The organism is Pseudomonas sp. PS02290 (assembly GCF_029960075.1).
Lineage (GTDB): Bacteria > Pseudomonadota > Gammaproteobacteria > Pseudomonadales > Pseudomonadaceae > Aquipseudomonas.
The window spans coordinates 18438-36898 of the sequence record NZ_JASCOY010000042.1 but is presented as its reverse complement, the minus strand read 5'-3'; the positions used below and the strand labels follow the sequence as shown (position 1 = coordinate 36898).

13 protein-coding genes are annotated in these 18461 nt (G+C 64.4%); 1 reads left to right on the top strand and 12 read right to left on the bottom strand.

What is annotated here, in order from left to right; genetic code table 11:
- Position 1 precedes the first annotated feature (1 nt).
- The 8 genes from QMX88_RS17970 to QMX88_RS17935 are packed head-to-tail and all read right to left on the bottom strand — an operon-like array spanning position 2 to position 7824.
- The gene (locus QMX88_RS17970) at positions 2 to 1195 is read right to left on the bottom strand and encodes an ABC transporter substrate-binding protein (protein ID WP_282371676.1); all 1194 of its coding nucleotides are present in this window, start codon (positions 1193 to 1195) and stop codon (positions 2 to 4) included.
- Positions 1192 to 2196 carry a CobW family GTP-binding protein gene (locus tag QMX88_RS17965; RefSeq protein ID WP_282371675.1) on the bottom strand — a complete coding sequence of 335 codons (1005 nt, stop codon included), beginning with the start codon at positions 2194 to 2196 and terminating at the stop codon, positions 1192 to 1194. Before QMX88_RS17965 ends, QMX88_RS17970 begins: the two co-directional genes overlap by 4 nt.
- The gene (locus tag QMX88_RS17960; protein WP_065989066.1) at positions 2193 to 2492 is read right to left on the bottom strand and encodes a hypothetical protein; all 300 of its coding nucleotides are present in this window, start codon (positions 2490 to 2492) and stop codon (positions 2193 to 2195) included. The genes QMX88_RS17965 and QMX88_RS17960 overlap by 4 nt, the downstream gene beginning before the upstream one ends.
- Before the next feature lie 49 nt (positions 2493 to 2541).
- Positions 2542 to 3288 (bottom strand): SDR family NAD(P)-dependent oxidoreductase, encoded by a 747-nt coding sequence (locus tag QMX88_RS17955; protein WP_282371674.1) that lies wholly within the window; start codon positions 3286 to 3288, stop codon positions 2542 to 2544.
- A gap of 60 nt (positions 3289 to 3348) precedes the next feature.
- Complete coding sequence (locus QMX88_RS17950) at positions 3349 to 4110, bottom strand: SDR family NAD(P)-dependent oxidoreductase (protein WP_282371673.1); 762 nt, start codon at positions 4108 to 4110, stop codon at positions 3349 to 3351.
- 52 nt (positions 4111 to 4162) lie between these two features.
- Positions 4163 to 5503 (bottom strand): MFS transporter, encoded by a 1341-nt coding sequence (locus QMX88_RS17945; RefSeq protein ID WP_282371672.1) that lies wholly within the window; start codon positions 5501 to 5503, stop codon positions 4163 to 4165.
- Between the two features lie 27 nt (positions 5504 to 5530).
- The gene (locus tag QMX88_RS17940) at positions 5531 to 6412 is read right to left on the bottom strand and encodes a polysaccharide deacetylase family protein (protein ID WP_192172524.1); all 882 of its coding nucleotides are present in this window, start codon (positions 6410 to 6412) and stop codon (positions 5531 to 5533) included.
- A complete protein-coding gene (locus QMX88_RS17935; RefSeq protein ID WP_282371671.1) occupies positions 6412 to 7824 on the bottom strand; it encodes an amidase in 1413 nt (470 codons plus the stop codon). The genes QMX88_RS17940 and QMX88_RS17935 overlap by 1 nt, the downstream gene beginning before the upstream one ends.
- A 332-nt stretch (positions 7825 to 8156) precedes the next feature.
- Here QMX88_RS17935 and QMX88_RS17930 point away from each other — a divergent pair, with 332 nt between their 5' ends.
- Positions 8157 to 9158, top strand: a complete 1002-nt coding sequence (locus QMX88_RS17930) for a GntR family transcriptional regulator (RefSeq protein WP_282371670.1) — start codon at positions 8157 to 8159, stop codon at positions 9156 to 9158.
- Positions 9159 to 9315: 157 nt separating this feature from the next.
- On the opposite strand, the gene QMX88_RS17925 is transcribed toward QMX88_RS17930, so the two are convergent.
- Genes QMX88_RS17925 through QMX88_RS17910 form a run of 4 tightly spaced genes read right to left on the bottom strand, consistent with a single transcriptional unit; the run spans position 9316 to position 18357 of the window.
- On the bottom strand, positions 9316 to 10734 hold the full coding sequence (locus QMX88_RS17925; RefSeq protein WP_282371669.1) for an efflux transporter outer membrane subunit: 1419 nt from the start codon (positions 10732 to 10734) through the stop codon (positions 9316 to 9318).
- Between the two features lie 17 nt (positions 10735 to 10751).
- Positions 10752 to 13859, bottom strand: coding sequence for an efflux RND transporter permease subunit (locus tag QMX88_RS17920; protein ID WP_282371667.1), 3108 nt, complete (start codon positions 13857 to 13859; stop codon positions 10752 to 10754).
- Complete coding sequence (locus QMX88_RS17915) at positions 13856 to 17086, bottom strand: efflux RND transporter permease subunit (RefSeq protein ID WP_282371665.1); 3231 nt, start codon at positions 17084 to 17086, stop codon at positions 13856 to 13858. The genes QMX88_RS17920 and QMX88_RS17915 overlap by 4 nt, the downstream gene beginning before the upstream one ends.
- Entirely contained in the window at positions 17083 to 18357 is a 1275-nt protein-coding gene (locus QMX88_RS17910; protein ID WP_282371662.1) for an efflux RND transporter periplasmic adaptor subunit, read from the bottom strand. Before QMX88_RS17910 ends, QMX88_RS17915 begins: the two co-directional genes overlap by 4 nt.
- Positions 18358 to 18461 lie beyond the last annotated feature (104 nt).

Below are 18461 nucleotides of genomic sequence, written 5' to 3'. Positions count from 1 at the left end.
TTCACTGCCTGCGCGAGCCCTTGCTGCCGGCCCGGGAGATGTCCCCCCAGCGGCGCACCAGGTAGTTGTGTTCATCCATGACCGCATTCCACACCGCGATGTGGCCCATGCGCTGCTCGTAGGAGCCGCCATCGCGCACTTCGCCGATGTCGATCAGCGGCAGGCCGTCGCTGCCCATGAGTTGTTCCCGGGCGGGCAGTCCGGCGTACCAGTAATCCCACTCGGCCGCGCTCAGGTGTTCGCGGCTGCGGGCCGGGTTGCCGATGTAATAACCCTGGCGGGCCATCACCGCCCCGGGCCAGCCGGACAGCCACCAGTTGAGGTAGGCGTAGGCCGCATCGAGTACCGGGCCCTTGGCATGGCGCGACAGGGACAACCCGCCGAACCAGCCGCGATAGCCCTCGCGCGGCACGGCGACGCGGTATTTCACGCCGGCCCGATGCAAGCGCACCAGGGTCGGCGACCATAAGCTCTGGATGTCGATTGTCGGATGCAACATCAGCTCCGCCGCTTCTTCATCGTCTGACCAGAACGCGCCGAACATGCCCTGCCCCTGCTTGCGCACGAGGATGTCGGCCAGCACGTCGATCTCTTCGATGCTCAGGTTGCCGATGTCGCGGAACTGCGCCAGCCCTGCGCCTTGCACGGCGAGCGCGGCGTCGAGTGCGCCGATGGCCGCGTCACTTTGCAGGGCCACCCGCCCGCACCAGGCCGGATCGACCAGCCAGCCCCAGCTCTCGTCCGCCGAGCTGAAGCCGGCGGGAAGGCGCTCGGGACGATAGGCGAAACTGTCGGCGTTGTGGGTCAGTGGCAACATGCTGATGCGCTCACTCACCGCGCTGCCGAGGCTGCCGTCGTGCTGCACAAAAAGGCGCTCGCTGGGCACGCTGCCGCTGCCGAGGCGGTCACTGGCCGACAGCCTGCCGCGTTTGGGCAGGTCGTTGATTTCGTGCCACAGGGCAACACGGCGGGTGTCGATGGGCTGAATGGCGCGGGCGGGCCAGACGAAATCCACGTTGTGGAACCACTGGTCATAGAGGTCGTAACTGTCGGGCTGCATGACCGCGATGCGCTGGGCGGTCTGCACGTCATGCACCTGATAAACCAGCTTGATACCGAGGTCTTCTTCGGCGCGAACCCGCAGGGATTCAAGCAGCGTCACCGAAGTGCCCAGTACCCTCAGCGTCACGGTCATGCCAGCGCTTCCCGGGGCGCCGGCGCCAGGCGTTCGCTGAACACCTCGAACGAGCGGCGCAGCAGCGCGGTGTCCAGCCCGCGCACGATGAATACCAGCCGCGAACGATGGTCGTCGCCCGGCCATGAAGGCAGGTGCACCGGCGCGTGCAGGCAATGCTGCACGCCATGAATGACGACGGGGGCGTGGCTGTTGTTCACGTTGAGCAGTCCTTTGACGCGCAGGATTCGTTCGCCGTGGCATCTTAGCAGCATGGACAGCCAGACCCCGAAGGCGACCCAGTCCAGCGGGCGTTCAAAGGTCAGGCAGCAGACCTGCGCCTCGCCGTGGCGGGCGGCTGTCGAGCGCACGCCCATTAATTGCCAGCGCGCGACCTCCTGGGCGGGATCACTGCTGTGCAGCCCGTCACCGAGCAGCAGTTGATCGCCGCTCTCAATGGCATCCGTGGTCAGCACCGGTGCGGGATTGATCGACTGCAAACGCCGCTGCAACGCTTTCAGCGCGTCTTCGTCGGCGACGTCGGTCTTGCTGATCAGCAGCCGGTCGGCGGCCGCGACTTGGGCCATCCATTCCGGGTGAAGGCGTTCCTGCAGCGCGGCATGGCTGGCGTCGACCACGGTCACCACAAGCCCGATACGCACACGGCCGCGCAGGTGCGGGTCATTGTTGATCGTCGCCAGAATGGGCGCAGGGTCGGCCAGGCCCGTGGTTTCCAGGAGGATGCGTCGAAACGCCGGCACTTCGCCCCGTGCGCGGCGCTGGAGCAAGTCGGTCAGCGCGTCGCGCAATTCGCCGCGAACGGAGCAACAGACGCAGCCGCTGGGCAGCAGGACGGTGTCCGGCGCCACCTCTTCCACCAGCAGGTGATCAATGCCGACGTCACCGAACTCATTGATCAGCAGCGCCGTGTCGCCGAGGGTTTCGCCCTGCAGCAGGCGCTTGAGCAAGGTGGTCTTGCCGCTGCCGAGAAAACCGGTGATGACGTTCAGCGCGATGCTCATGGGTGCTGCTCCAGGTGGTCCAGCAGTCGTTCATCCAGCGGATCCAGCGGGCGTCCGATCAACTGCTCGGCCCGTTGCCACAATTGATCGAGGCCGCTTGCCAGTTCCTGCTTGCCGGTGGCGCCGAGCAGGAGGTAGGAGACGCCCTGAAAGTCCTCGACCTTCAGGCGGAACGGCGCGACCACCTTGTTGATCGCGGCAATCCGGCGCAGGCGTTCGCGGCGACGGGGCAGTTCGTCGCCCAGCGGGTCGCTCCAGTGCACGTCTTCGCCCAGCAGGCCGCAGAGTCCACACATGATTATTCGCTCCTGTTTTATTCGCGGCTCTGTTCTTTGTACTTGGGCATCACGGCATCACATCACCGGAATTCGGCCCCAGGGTCTGGCCGACGAACAGATTGCCGCCGGGCTCGCTGGCGAGCAGCACCGCGACGGGCGCAACTTCTTCCGCCAGACCAAAGCGCCCCAAGGGCAGCTCGGCCGCCTTGGCGGTTTTCCAGGCGCTGCTGATGCCTGCCACCAGCGGTGTTTCAATTGGCCCGGGCGCAATGGCGTTGACCAGCACGTTGTCCTTGGCCACTTCCAGGGCAAGGGATTTGCTGAAGCCAATTACCCCGGCCTTGGCCGCGGCGTAGTGGGTCAGCTCGGCGCCACCCTTGATGCCCAACTGTGACGCGACGTTGATGATGCGTCCCCAGCGCTGCGCCAGCATGTGCGGCAAGGCGCGCTGACTGGCGATGAACACGCTGGTCAGGTCCACGCGCAGCATGTCGTTCCACATCTCCAGGGTCAGGTCGACACAGCGCGCCTGGGTCAGCATCCCGGCGTTGTTGACCAGAATATCGATGCCGCCAAAGTGCTCGACGCAGGTATCGACACCGGCCTGCGCGCCCTCGACGGTGCCGACATCGGCGACGCTTTCGACCACCTCGACGCCCAACTCGCGGCAGTGCCGGGCGGTGTTCGCCAGGGTGACGGCGTCGCGGTCGGCCAGGACCAGCCGCGCGCCCTGCTCGGCGAACGCGCGGGCGATGGCAGCACCGATCCCGCTGCCGGCGCCCGTGATCACAGCGCGCTTGTTTTTCAGTTGCATGGTGTTTCCTCTTTCAGTCCAGCGCCTGTAGCGCGATCAACAGCGGATCAGCGCTGCGCCCTACTCCGGCCACCGCACGGTCAGGCCGCCATCGATGACGATGCTTTGCCCGGTGAGATAACTGGACTCCTCGCTGCACAGGAATCGCACCAGCGAAGCGACTTCATCGGCCCGGCCGACACGGCCTAGCGGGATGGCACGGGCCGCTTTGGCAAGGCCCTCCGGCCCCAGTGAATTTTTGCTGTCCAGCGATTGCGGCGTTTCGATCAAACCCGGAATCACCGCGTTGCAGCGAATCCCCCGGGGCGCCAGTTCCACCGCCAGCGAACGGCACAGCCCCGGCACCCCGGCTTTGGCCGCAGCGTAGTGGGCGTGGTCCTGCCAGCCATAGACGCCCCCGGCAATCGACGAAATCGCCACCATCGAGCCGCCCTCGCCCATGTGCCGAGCCGCTGCGCGAAAGGTGCGCATCACGCCGGTGAGATCGACATCGAGCATCTCGTTCCAGCGCGCGTCGGTCATCTCCAGCAACGGCGCGCGGCGCAGCAGTCCGGCATTGGCGACGGCGTAATCGATGCGGCCGAAGCGGCTGATGGCCTGCTCGGCCAGCGCATCAACCGAGGCCGTTTGAGTGACGTCCAGCTCCGCCATCAGGCATTCGCCACCCGCTTCCGCGACCAGCCGCGCAGTAATCTCCGGGTCATGGGGGTCGGCCGGGTAATAGCCGCCCACCACCGCGACGCCCTTGTGCGCGAAAGCCACCGCCAGGGCTTGGCCGATCCCGCTGGCGGCCCCGGTAATCAACGCTACTCTGCGAATCATGTTCAGTTCCTTATTGGACGGTTTCTATCGGACGGTTGCTATCGGACGGCTGCTATTGGACGGTTTCTGGGCGCACGTGGCGGGCGGCGAACATCAACACGCCGGACAGAAAGCACGGCACGGCACCGAAATACAGCGCCGAGGTCTGCCAGTCGCCGCCGGCACTCAGGACCGAGGTCGCGCCAAAACCGGCGACCACGGCGCCAATCGGGCCCATGGCGTGGATGATCGCGCCGCCGGTGGCGCGGATGCTGGTCGGGAAGCTTTCGCTGATGAAAAACAGGGCGGCGGAATACGGACCGATCAGGAAGAACAGCCCGAGGCTGTACAGACCGACCACCGTGGGCATGTTGCTGGGGCCGAAGAGCATGCCGGTGAACGACAGACCGCCGAGCATCCAGCCCAGGCCGATGACGTTGCGCCGGCCGATCTTGTCGCCCATCCAGCCGTGGCTGAGGTAGCCGCAGTAGCCCACCAGGTTCGACAGCACCAGGATGATCAGCGAGTTCTCGAAGGAGATGTGGTGAACGCTGACGATGACCGAGGTGCCCAGCACGCTGAACACCTGAATCGCCGCCCAGTTGAGCAGGATCGCCGCGCCGATCACCAGGGTCGCCCGGCGCGAGGTGCCACGGAACGCTGCGCCGATGCCGGCGGTGCGATGCTCTTCGTAATCCACGCCGTAGGTCATTGCCACTTGTTTGGCCTGCTCGGCGTCGCCGGCCTTGCGCAGCTGGGTGATGCGCTGGTGAATCTGGAACTGCGGGCTTTCCTTGAGCTTGCGCGCCATGAACGCAATTACCAGCGCAGGGATGGCGGCGAAGACGAAGCAGCCCTGCCAGCCGATGATCGGCAGCAGCACAGCGGTCAAACCGGCGGCGATCAGCGCACCGACCGGCCAGCCGCCTTGCACCAGGCTGTAAATGAAGCCACGCCGCTTGGCCAGACGCGGGTCCTCGGAGGCCGCATAAATTTCGCTGAGGTATGTGGCGTTAACGGTTTCTTCGGCATAGCCCAGCCCGCTCAAAGAACGGATCAGGATCAACGGCGATTTGCCCCATGACCCGCCCAGCGCCGTCAGCGCCGAGCAGATCGCGGAACCGGTGACCGTGAAAATGATCCCCATGCGTCGGCCGAGGCGATCCACCAACGGACCGATGGCCAGCGCGATGACCGCCGTGCCGACCGCGGCCCAGGTGGCGATTTCCGCCTGCTCCGCTTCGCCCCACTGAAAGTGCCGGCCGATTTCCGGCAGCAAGGTGCCGAACAGGATGAAGTCGTACACCGCAAAGACCCAGGCGAAGAAGGCGATCCAAGTGGCGTAGCGGACTTCTTCGGAAGTCAGTTGCCGGGGTTTCCAGCCGGTCAGATCAAGCTTGTTGTAAATGGACATGGGTCACGCCTCGGAATGAAGGGGCTATCAGCTGTGGCGCGGGTTACGACGGACGAAGTCGTCGGCGATTTCGTCGAAGGTGACGAACTTGACGCCGGCGTGGCTCTGGATGTGCTCGATCAGACGCTCCAGCATCAGCAGCACTTGCGGGCGCCCGGAGACGTCCGGGTGGATGGTCATGGTGAAGACGGCGTGTTCGTGCTCGCGGTAGACCCAGTCGAACTGATCGCGCCACATCTCTTCCAGATGGCGCGGGTTGACGAAACCGTGGCTGTTGGGCGCCTTTTTGATGAACATCATCGGCGGCAGGTCGTCGAGGTACCAGTTCGCCGGAATCTCCACCAGGTCGGTTTCCTCACCGCGCACCAGCGGTTTCATCCAGGTGTCGGGGTGCTGGGTGTAATCGATCTTGGTCCAGCTGTCGCCCACGCGCACGTAGTACGGATGGAAGTCGTTGTGCATCAGGCTGTGGTCGTACTTGATGCCTTTCTTGAGCAGCAACTCGTTGGTCACCTTGCTGAACTCCCACCACGGCGCGACGTAGCCGGTCGGGCGTTTGCCGGTCATCTGGGTGATCAGCTCGATGGATTTGTCGAGGACGATTTCTTCCTGCTCGGGCGTCATGGCGATCGGGTTTTCGTGGCTGTAGCCGTGGACCCCGATTTCGTGACCGGCGTCGAACACGGCCTTCATCTGCTCGGGAAAGGTCTCCATCGAGTGACCGGGCACGAACCAGGTGGTGCGCAGGCCGTAGCGCTCGAACAGCTTGAGCAGGCGCGGCGCACCAACCTCCCCCGCGAACAGGCCACGGGAAATGTCATCCGGCGAATCCTCGCCACCGTACGAACCCAACCAGCCTGCCACGGCGTCTACGTCGACACCGAAGGCGCACAGAATTTCTTTAGCCATCATCGTTCTCCAGCGGAGTTATCGGATCCTTGGTTTCGGGACGTGCGCAACGCGGCTTCAACGGCCAACGCTGCGCGCAATAAACGTGAGTCTTCACCACTGGGCGCGCTGATCAACAGGCCGGTGGGCAGGCCAAGGGCGTCGCAGCCACTGGGCAGCGACACGCCCGGCATGTCCAGCAGACTGCCCGGCATGGTCAGGCGCAACGTGCCCAGGTTGGTGCGGGTAAACAGGTCGTCGTCGCTCAGCAACGGCGCAAGCGGCGGCGCCACATGGGCCACGCTCGGGGTGATCAGAAAGGCGCCATCGAGTTCGTCGCTCATCTGTTGTTGCAGCCGCTCGCGAGCGCTGTAGAGGTTGATCAAGTGGCTGGCCGGAAATGCCCGCGCCGCTTCAAGCCGGCGTCGTACGCGAGGGTCGAGTTGCGCGGCCGCCTCGCTGTCGAGCAAGGGCTGATGCAGGGCGAAAGCTTCTGCCGCGCCGAGCCAGCCTTGCTGCTGAATGAGATCAAGGGCGGCTTGAAACGCCGGCGAAGGACGCACCTCGATCAGCGCGCCCTGGGCCTGCATCGCGCTCACACAGCGCAGCAGGTTGTCCCGCACCGATGGCTCGACGCGGTCGTCCTCAAGAACAGCCTGATCGACCCGGAACCGCTGACCGGCCAACGGGCGCGGCAGCAAAGAGGTCGGTTTTGTGCGACCCCGCAGGATGTCGTCAATGGCGACCGCATCGCGCACGCTGCGGGTCAGCGGGCCGAGGCTGTCGAGGGTGTGCGCGAGGGGGAAGACCCCGTCGCGGCTGTAGCGGCGGCAACTGCTGCGAAAGCCCACCAGGCCGTTGAAGGCGGCCGGAATGCGGATCGAGCCGGCCGTGTCGGTGCCCATGGCGACAGGGACGATCCCTGCTGCTACCGCCACCGCCGAGCCGGACGAAGAGCCACCCGGAATGCGCGGCTGGTCATGCCCGAGGGGATTATGCGGCGTGCCGAAATGGGGATTCAGGCCCAGACCCGAGTAAGCGAATTCACTGAGGTTGGTTTTGCCGACACTGACCATCCCGGCCCGTGACAGCAGGCCGACGCTCTGCGCATCCAGCAGCGCCGGCGCGTATTCACGGCGCAGCGCGGCGCCGGCGGTGGTCGGGCTGCCAGCGAGGTCAAACAAGTCTTTCCAGGCGATGGGCACGCCGTCCAGCGCGCTCGCCGGTTGCCCGGCCTTCCAGCGAGCCGCCGAGGCTTCTGCTTCGCGGCGTGCCCGGGGAGTGGAGAAAGAGATGAACACGTCATCGACGGCGGCAGCCTTCGCCAGCGCTGCGTCCAGGGCCTGCACCGGGTCGTTCGTCCCGTTGGCGAACGCTTCGGCCATTGCCAGCGCATCGGCGAGTGTCGGATCCGGGAAGCGAGCGTCGGACATTTCATCTACCCTTTAATGTACATATTCGGAGAATGTACATTTCTTAAAGGCAGAAAGCGTGCCAGAGTCTGAGTACCTTGATTCGCGGAGCGATGATTGCGTGGGCATGCGGGCCAAGAGCCCCGGGCTAGATACCTCGTCCAATTTTAAAGCACGAGGTGGTGCGCAGGACTGTAAGCGTCATCACAGGTATGCCATCAAGGATGGATAGTTATGCAAAGGTACGTTTTAGTGCAGAAAAGTAACAACAGCTCCAATACCGTGCGTTCTGCCGTGGCCCGCAGTGACGCGCTGTCTTGTGCGAGAATCGCCGCCCGCCTTCCGAGAAGTGTATGAAATCGATGTCCGCCGAGGATTCCCGCACTGCGTCCCGCTACGCCACGATCCGACAGGTCCTGCGCGATGCCATCGTCAACGGTGACGTGGTTGAAGGATTGGTGCTGCTCGAAGCGCCGCTGGCAGAGCTGTTCGGCACCAGCCGGGTGCCGGTGCGTCGGGCGCTGGATATGCTCCATGGAGAAGGCCTGATCAGTCGGTTTGATGGGCGCGGTTATCTGGTCAATCCAAACGGCGTCGATGTGCAGCCGGTGCGCCTGGCCCTGACCCACCATCAATTGGGCCTCGATAGCAGTGAAGAGCTGGTGGACACGCGTCCCCTCGGCGAACGGATTTTCGAGGAAATCGGTGCGGCGTTATCGACCTGTATTGCGTTCGGTCATTATCGGCTCGATGAGCAAATTGCCGCCGAGCACTATGGCGTTAGCCGGGCCGTGGTGCGCGAAGCGCTGATGCGTTTGCGTGACCGGGGGCTGGTGGAGAAGGAGCCTTACTCCCAGTGGCTGGCCGGGCCGCTTACCGCTCGGGAAGTGACCGAGGATTACGAGCTGCGGGCGTGCCTGGAGCCCGAGGCGCTGCGTCAGACCGCGCCAAGCTTGAGCCGCGACGACCTGGCCGCCATGCTCGCGCGCGTTGAAGCCGCGCAGAACAATCCGCAGTGCAGCCTGGCAGACATCGAGCGACTGGAAGAAGACCTGCATCACCACTGCCTGGCGGGCATCAGCAACCGCAAGATTGCGACGCTGATCCGCCAGGGCCAGAGCCCGATGATCATCAGCCGGATTTTCTACAGTCAGTTGGGCATCGGCCCCGACGAAGCGATGCTCGCCGAGCATCGGTTGATCCTCGAATTACTGCTGCACGGCGCGTTTGATGCGGCCGCGCTGAACCTCAAGGAACACCTCAACCGTGCCCGTCAGCGGATGCTGCAGCGGCTGAAAGTCCTGTCGGTACTGCCTGAACAACCCGTCCCGGCGTATCTGACCCGACTCAGCTGAAGAAGCGGGAATGTGCAGAGTAGGACCGGCTTCAGCCGGGAAGGCGCCAGCGGCAACACCGCAGAATTGATGGCGCACACACCGGCCTCTTCCCGGCTGAAGCCGGTCCTACCAATCAAAAGCAGCCGACACCGAATCAGCAGCACCCGCCTGAAAATCACTCTGTCACCCACGAGCCACCCAGCGCTGCCTGCAGCTGAACACTGGTGATCAACTGCGTGGCCACCAGATTGAGCAGGGTCTGGCGTTCGTTCAGGCTGGTGGCCTGGGTGGTGGCGACGTCGAGGTAGTCGATGACGCCGGCTTCGTACTGGTCGCGACTCACCGCTGCGGAATCTTCCGCCGACTGCGCGGAATTGCGTCGGGCTTCCAGCTCCGGCTCCAGGGTGCGCAGTTCGACCAGGTAATCCTCGACTTCGCCCAGACCGGTCAACACGGTCTGGCGATAGGTCGCGACTGTGGCGTCGTAGGCATGACGGGCCTGTTCAACGCTGGCACGGGTGGCGCCAAAATCGAGAATCGTGCCGGTCAGGCTCGGGCCGATCGACCAGAAGCGGTTGGGCAGCGAGAACAGGTTGCTCAGGGTGGAACTCTGGTAGCCGCCACTGGCGCTCAGCGTCAGGTCCGGGTAATACGCCGCCGTTGCCACCCCGACCGCGGCATTGGCAGCGGCCATTTGCCGTTCGGCGGCGGCGATGTCCGGGCGACGTTCCAGCAAGCGACTGGGCACACCCAACGGCACGCCGGGCACGTGGTACTGCCAGGCCGGGTCTGCGGCGAGGGAGAAGTCCGCCGGCGGTTTGCCCATCAGCAACGCGATGGCGTGCTCGTACTGTGCGCGTTGCCACTGCAAGTCGAGCATCGAGGCCTGGGCGCTCTGCAATTGGGTTTTGCCCGTCGCCAGATCGGCCCGCGACGAGATCTGCTCGTCGTACTTGTTCTGGATGATTTGCAGGTAACGCTCGTAACCGGCAATGGTCTCGCGGTACAGCGCGATACGCCGGTCCAGCAGGCGCAGCTGGAAGTAATCCTGCGCCAGGGACGATTGCGCGCTGAGAGTGGCGTTGGCCAGATCGGCCGCGCTGGCCTGTGCACTGGCGCGGTCCTGTTCGTTGGTGCGGCGCAGTCTGCCCCAGATGTCAGCCTCCCAACTCAGGTCCAGGGTGGCCGAATGCACCTTGCTCACACCCCCTGCCCCGCTGGACGACGAGCCGCTGGCGGACTCGCTGCGGCTGCTCGCCCCGGTGCCGGTCAACGTCGGAAATTCTTCGGCGCGGGACTGACGCACCAGCGCCAGGGCCTGTTGGTATTGCGCGGCGTAGACCGCGACGTTCTGGTTATTGAGCTGCACCTGGGACACCAGCGCATCCAGTTGCGGGTCCTGATAAAGCGCCCACCACGGCCCCTTGGGCAACTCGTCCTGGGGGCTCGCGGCCTTCCAGCCCTGGGCTTCCTTGAAGGTGGCGGAGATCGGCGCACTGGGTTTCTGGTAGTCAGGGCCAACCATGCAGCCCGTCAACAGGGTGCCGGTCAGCAGCAGAGCGATGGACAGACGGGAAGGCAGCAAAGCGTTCATTCATTCAACCTTGTCAGTCAGCCGGGCACGTGAGTGCGGCGGATACGCGTGTGCCAGAAACGCCGCGAAGAACGGCTCAGGCGATCGAGATAGAGGTACACCACCGGGGTGGTAAACAGGGTCAGCAACTGGCTCAGCACCAGGCCGCCGGCAATCGCCACGCCCAGCGGCTTGCGCAGGTCGGCATCGCCGCCGCTGCCGAGGGCCAGTGGCAAGGCGCCGAAAAAGGCGGCCAGCGTGGTCATCATGATGGGCCGGAAGCGCATGCGACAGGCTTCAATGATGGCTTGCTCAGGCGACATCTTGCGGTCGCGCTCGGCCATCAGGGCGAAGTCGATCATCATGATGGCGTTCTTTTTGACGATGCCGATCAGCAACAGAATGCCGATCAGGGCGATGACCGTCAGTTGCATGTTCACCGCCTTGAGCAGCAGCAAGGCGCCGACCCCCGCCGACGGCAAGGTAGACAGAATCGTCAGCGGGTGGATGTAACTTTCGTACAACACGCCCAGCACGATGTACACCGCGAGCAAGGCCGCCCCGATCAACCACGGCATGCTGGCGGCGAGCGCGGCGTAAGCCTGAGCTGTTCCGGCAAAACCGTACTGGATGTCCCGGGGCAAGCCGACCTTGTCGACGGCCGCATTAATGGCCGCCGTGGCCTGTTCCAGAGGGACGCCGTCCTGCAGGTTGAAGGCGATGGTGCTGGTCGCCGATTGACCCTGATGCGCCACGGCCAGCGGCGCATTGTCCGGACTGAACGTAGCAAACGCGGTCAGCGGCACTTGCTGGTTATCGGCGTTGATCACGTACATGCGGTCGAGCATCGTCGCGTCCTGGGTGTACACCGGGTCCAGGCCCATGATGACGTGGTACTGGTTCAACGTTTTGTACAAGGTCGCCACCTGCCGCTGGCTGTAGGCGTTGTTCAGCAGGTTGTCGATGTCGCTGACGCTCACTCCCAGCCGGCTCGCGGCGGCACGGTCGATGTGCAGTTTCATCTCCTGGCCGCCGGTCTGGGAGTCCGAGTCGATACCGGTCAGTTGCGGCAATGCCCGCAGCGCCGCCTCGACCTTCGGTTCCCACACCCGCAGCAGGTCCAGATCATCGGCCTGCAGGCTGAACTGGTAGGTGGCGTTGGCGCTGCGCCCGCCCACACGAATGTCCTCGGCGGGCATCAGAAACACCTGAATCCCCGCCACCTTGTTGTTCGCCCGCGTCAGCCGGTTTGCCACCGCTGCGGCGCTGCTGGTGCGCTGCTTGTAGTCCTTGAGCCGAATGAAGAAGTCGCCGGTGTTGCGCGACCCGGCCCGCCCGCTGCCGGTCGACGACATCACCGCCTCGACGTCGGGATCGGCCGCCAGGTCATGGGCGATCTGCAGCAAATGCGGCTTGAGGGCCTGAAAGGAAATGTTCTGGTCGGCCCGCACGGCGCCCATCAGCACACCCGTGTCCTGGGCCGGGAAAAACCCTTTTGGCACCGTGGCGTAAAGGTAAACGTTGAGCCCCACGGTCAGCAGCAGGCTGAACATGGTCAACAGCCGATGACGCATGACCCAGGCCAAGGCCGTGAGATAGGCGCCCTGCATCCGCGCAATGCCGGCTTCAATCCAGCGATAAAGCCGCGGCTCGCGGGCGTCGTGGGCGGGCTGGCGCAGCAGCAGGACACACAGCACCGGCGTCAGGCTCAGGGACACCAGCATCGACAAGCCCAGCGCAATGCTCAAGGTCACCGCGAACTCCCGGAACAGCCGCCCGACAATGCTGCCCATCAGCAGGATCGGAATGAACACCGCGATCAGCGACAGGGTCATGGACAGCACCGTGAAGCCGACTTCGCGGGTGCCCATCAGCGCCGCACGCAGCGGACGCATGCCTTGCTCCTGATAGCGGGCGATGTTTTCCAGCACCACGATCGCGTCGTCCACCACAAAACCGGTGCAAATGATCAGCGCCATCAGCGACAGGTTGTCGAGGCTATAACCCAGCAGGTACATGATCGAGCAGGTGCCAATCAGCGACACCGGCAGCACCACCGCAGGAATCAGCGTCGCGCGCAGGTTACGCAAAAACACGAAGACCACGGCAATCACCAGCAAGGTGGCGATCAGCAGGGTTTCTTCGGTGTCATGCAGGGACGAACGCACGGTCGGGCCACGGTCGATGACGCTGATCAGCTGCACGTCACCGGGAATTTCCCGCTGCAATTCGGGCATCAGCGCCTTGATGCTGTCGATGGTCTTGAGCATGTTGGCGCCGGCCTGGCGGGTCACGCCCAGGGTCACCGAGGGCTGGCCGTTGTAATAGCCGCCGACGAAGGTGTCTTCCACCGAATCGTAGACGTTGGCGACATCGCGCAACCGCACCGCAGCGCCATTCTGATAGGTGGTGACCAGGTCCTGGTAATCGGCGGCCTTGTCGATCTGGTCATTGCCGTCGATGACCCAGCTCTGCCCCTCGCCCTGGAGAATACCCTTGGGCTTGGCCTTGGTGGCGTCGTTGATGGTCTGCCGCACGGCCTCCAGGGAAATGCCGGCGTGGTTGAGCAGGTTGGGCTGAACGTCGATGCGCACGGCCGGCAAGGCGCCGCCCCGCACCGACACCTCGCCCACGCCGTTCACCTGGGCGATCTTCTGCTGCAACTTGCTGTAGGCCAGGTCGTAGAGCTCGCCGGGGCTGCGTGTCGATGAGGTCAGCGCCAGCATCAATACCGGCGCCTCGGACGGATTGGCTTTGCGGTACGTGGGCAGCGACGGCATCGAACTGGGCAGCAAGCTGCGCGCGGCGTTGATGCCGGCCTGCACATCCCGGGCGGCGCCATTGATGTCGCGATCCAGTTCGAACTGCAGAATCAACGTGGTCGATCCCTGGCTGCTGGTGGACGTCATCTCGGTGATGCCGGCGATCTGCCCGAGACTGCGCTCCAGCGGCGTGGCCACCGTGGCGGCCATGGTTTCCGGGCTGGCACCGGGCAGCGAGGCGCTGACCATGATCGTCGGGAAATCCACCTGGGGCAGCGGCGCCACCGGCAACAGCGTGTAACCGAGAATGCCGGCCAGGGTGATGCTCAGGCTCAGCAACAGCGTCGCCACCGGACGGCGGATAAACAGCCGAGACAGATTCATGGCCGCGTACTGCTCTGATCGCCATTCCGGGTGCTGCCCCGATTGCTGCCCCGCGTGAAGCGTGCCCTGGCCCGCTCGGACAGGCGATCAAACATCAGGTAGATCACCGGTGTGGTGAACAGCGTCAGCACTTGGCTGAGCAACAGCCCGCCGACGATCACCAGCCCCAGCGGCCGACGCAGTTCCGCCCCGGCCCCCGTGGCGAGCATCAGCGGCAACGCGCCGAACAGCGCCGCCAGCGTGGTCATTAGAATCGGCCGCAAGCGCAGCAGCGCGGCCCGGTGAATGGCGTCCCGGGCGTTGAGGCGCTGGTGCTGGCGACCCTCCAGGGCGAAGTCGATCATCATGATGGCGTTCTTCTTCACGATCCCGATCAACAGCACCACGCCGATCAGCGCGATCAGGCTGAATTCGGTGCCGGTCAGCAGCAGCGCCAGCAAGGCGCCGATCGCCGCCGAAGGCAGCGTCGAGAGAATCGTCACCGGATGGATGAAGCTCTCGTACAGCATGCCCAGCACGATGTACATGGTGACCAGCGCCGCCAGGATCAGCCACAGCGTGTTGCCCGTGGCGGTCTGAAACGCTTCGGCCGCGCCCTGGTAACGCAGGGTAATGCTGGTCGGCGCATTCAGCTCGGTCATCACCTCGCTGATGGCCTCCTGCGCCTGCTCCAGGGAATAGCCGTCTGCCAGGTTGAACGACACCGTCACGGCCGGGAACTGATCCAGGCGGCTGAGGGACAGCGAACCGGTGCGTTGGCCGACCTTGGCGATGTCCGTCAGGCGCACCATTTGCGCCGCAGTGCCGGTGGTGCTGGTCGAACTGGATGACGTGCTCTGAGTGAAGGTGCTCGAAGACGTGCCCGATGTCGTGCTGGCCGTCGTCGTGGCAGAACCGGTCGCCGCCGCCAGATAGATGTTGTCGAACGCCGCCAGGGATTGCTGGAACTGCCCCGGCACCTGCAGCACCACGCGGTACTGGTTGGACTGGGTGAAAATGGTCGAAATAAGCCGCTGGCCGAAAGCGTTGTACAGCGCGGTATCGACGTCGGAGGCGCTGATGCCGTAGCGCATGGCGGCCGCCCGGTTCAGCTCGACGTACGCCACCAGGCCCTGGTCTTGCAGGTTGTCGACGACGTCGCGCATTTCCGGACGGTGCTGCAATTTCTCGATCAGCCGGGGCGTCAGCGTCGACAGATTCGCGCTCTCCGAGTCGTCGAGGGTGAACTGGTACTGGCTCGGGGTCAGTTGGTCATCGACGGTCAGGTCCTGGGACGACACCAGATGCAGCTGAATGCCGGACACGGCGCTGGCGGATTTCTCAAGCCGGGTGATGACTTGGGTCGCGGTGTCGTCGCGGTCGTCGAAGGGCTTGAGGCCGATCTGCAGGCGGCCGTTGTTCAGCGAATCATTACTGCCGTCGACGCCGATGGTGGACGACACCGACTCCACGGCCGGGTCCTGACGCACCACTTCCACCAACGCCTGCTGACGACGGGCCATCTCGCTGAACGAAACGTCCTGGGAGGCACGGGTGAAGCCCTGAATCAGGCCGGTGTCCTGGGTCGGGAAGAAGCCTTTCGGCACTATCAGGTAGAGAAAGCCGGTGAGCGCCACGGTGCCGACAGCCACCAGCAGCGTGAGACGTTGGTGATCGAGCACCCACACCAGACCCCGGTCATAGCCGTTCAGCACCTTTTGATACTGGCGATCGCCCCAGGCGGCGAAGCGGCCCTTTTCGCCTTCGGGCACATGCCGCAACAGGTGCGCGCAGAGCATCGGCGTCAGGGTCAGTGACACGACCATCGACACCAGAATCGCCACCGCCAGGGTGATGGCGAACTCGCGGAACAGCCGACCCACCACGTCGCCCATGAACAGCAGCGGGATCAGTACGGCAATCAGCGAGAAGGTCAGGGAAATGATGGTGAAGCCGATTTCCTGGGAGCCTTTCAGCGCCGCCGCCATGGGCTCTTCGCCCTCCTCCAGGTGCCGGGAAATGTTCTCCACCACCACAATCGCGTCGTCGATGACGAAACCGGTGGCGATGGTCAGCGCCATCAGCGTCAGGTTGTTCACGCTGAAGCCGGCCAGGTACATGATGCCGAAGGTGCCGATCAGCGACAGCGGCACCGCGAGGCTCGGGATCAGCGTGGCGGTGAAGTTGCCGAGGAACGCAAAGGTCACCAGCACCACCAGCCCGATGGACAGCAACAGCTCGATCTGCACGTCCTTGATCGAGGCGCGGATGGTCTGGGTGCGGTCGCTGATGACTGTCAGCTTGACCGAGTCGGGCAAGGCCGTTTGCAGGGTCGCCAGCTTCTGCTTGATGCTGTCGACCACGTCGATGACGTTGGCGCCCGGCTGGCGCTGGACCGCGATGACAATCGCCGGTTGCCCGTTCGCCGTGGCCCCCAGGTACTGATCCTGCGGCGCCTCGGACGTGGTCGCGACATCCTTCAGACGCAGCGCCGCCCCGTTCTCGTAGGCCAGCACCAGCTCGCCGTACTCAACCGCATCGCGCAACTGGTCGTTGGCGTCGATGGTGATGGAGTGGGACGGGCCATCGAAGCCGCCCTTGGAGCCGTTGACGTTGGCGGCATTGACCTTGTCGTAGACGTCTTCCAGGGTCAGGCCGTGGGCCGCCAGGCTGGTGGGGTTCACTTCGATCTTCACGGCGGGCTGCTGACCGCCGGCCAGGCTGACCATGCCGACACCGGAAATCTGCGAGAGCTTGAGCGCCACACGGGTGTTGACCAGATCCTGCACACGGGTCAGCGGCAGGCTGTCCGATGTCGCCGCGAGGGTCAGCACGGCGGTGTCGGCCGGGTTGACCTTCTTATAGGTCGGCGGGTTTGGCAGGTCGGTGGGCAACAGGCTGTCGGCGGCATTGATCGCCGCCTGCACTTCCTGTTCGGCGACATCCAGCGATAAATCCAGGGAGAACTTCAGGGTAATCACCGACGCCCCGGCCGAACTGGTCGAGTACATTTGCGCCAGCCCCGACATTTGCCCCAACTGGCGCTCCAGCGGCGCAGTCACCGCCGAGGCCAGCACGCTGGAGCTGGCGCCGGGGTACAGCGTGGTGACCTGGATAGTCGGGTAGTCCACTTCCGGCAGCGCTGAGGTCGACAGCAGGCGATACGCGAAAATACCGGCCAGCATCACCGCGAGCATCAGCAGCACCGTTGCCACCGGGCGCTGGATAAACAGTCTTGAGGGATTCATGGGGCAGCGTTGCCGGCAGCCGGCTGCGTGGCGCTGGCAGGGGTTCTGGATGCGGCGAGATCCGCGCCGGCCGGTTTGTCCGCCTCAATGGTCACCGTGCTGCCGTCACGCAAATGATCGATACCTCGGGTGACGACCTGATCGCCCTTGTCCACGCCTTGGCTGATCACCGTTTGCTCGCCGAAGACCGGGCCGACCTTGACGCTGCGGCGGGCGACCTTGCCGTCTTTCACCACATACAGAAACTCGCCGTCGCTGCTCAATTGCACGGCGGCCGACGGCACCACCACGGCGTTGTGCAGGGTGTCGGTGGTCAGCTTCACGTTGACGAACTGGTTGGGGTAGAGCTTCTCGGCGGGGTTATCGAACAGCGCCTTCAGTTTGATGCTGCCGGTGGTGGTGTCGATTTCGTTGCTGATGAATTTCAGCGCGCCGTTGGCCAGCGGCGTGTTGCCCAACTGATCGAGGGCCTGCACGCTCAACGGCTCGCCCTTGCGGACCTTGGGCAGCAGGGTCGCCAATTGCGCCTGGGGCAGGCTGAAGGTCACGGCGATCGGGTTGGTCTGGGTCACGGTGACGATGCCGGTGGTGCTGCTGGACGACACGATGTTGCCCGGATCCACCAGCCGCAGGCCGACGTAGCCATCAATCGGCGAGACGATTTTCGCGTACAGCAGATTGAGTTTCGCCGCGTCGATCTGCCCCTGATCCGCCTTCACCGCGCCGGCGTACTGGCCGACGGTGGCGATCTGCGTGTCCAGGTCCTGCTTGGCGAGGGAGTCCTTGGCGAACAGCCGCTTATAGCGTTCGGCGGTCAGTTGCGCGCTTTTCAGCAGCGCCTGATTCTGGGCCATGTCGCCCAGGTATTGGTCCAGGGTGGCCTGGTAGGCACGGGGGTCGATCTGCGCCAGCAACTGGCCCTTCTTGACGTACTGGCCCTCGGTGAAATACACGGCCATCAGCTCACCGTCGACCCGACTGGTCACGGTGACCGAGTAGTTGGGGACGACCGTGCCAAGCGCCTGCTGAATCACTGGAACATCCGCCGTACCGGCCGTGCCCACTGCGACGCTGACCGCTGCGTTGGGGTCCGGCATGCCCGGCCCACCGTGGCGACCACCGGGTCCGGCGGAAACAGTCGCGCCAGCATCGGTCGACGGCGTCGGGTTGGAGGTGTGCCGGTAGTAGACATAAACAGCCCCAACGGCTACGGCTATGAGGAGCGCAAGGACAAGGCGCTTTCGTGAGCGGGCTGCCGAATTCTGGGTCATGGTTTACTTCTTTGTGGCCAAGGGACAAAAGTGAAGCCGTCAGCCAGCGCGTTGCCGGGCGGATCGGTACGGCGTGCAAAACGGTGCGCCAGGCAACGTCGATG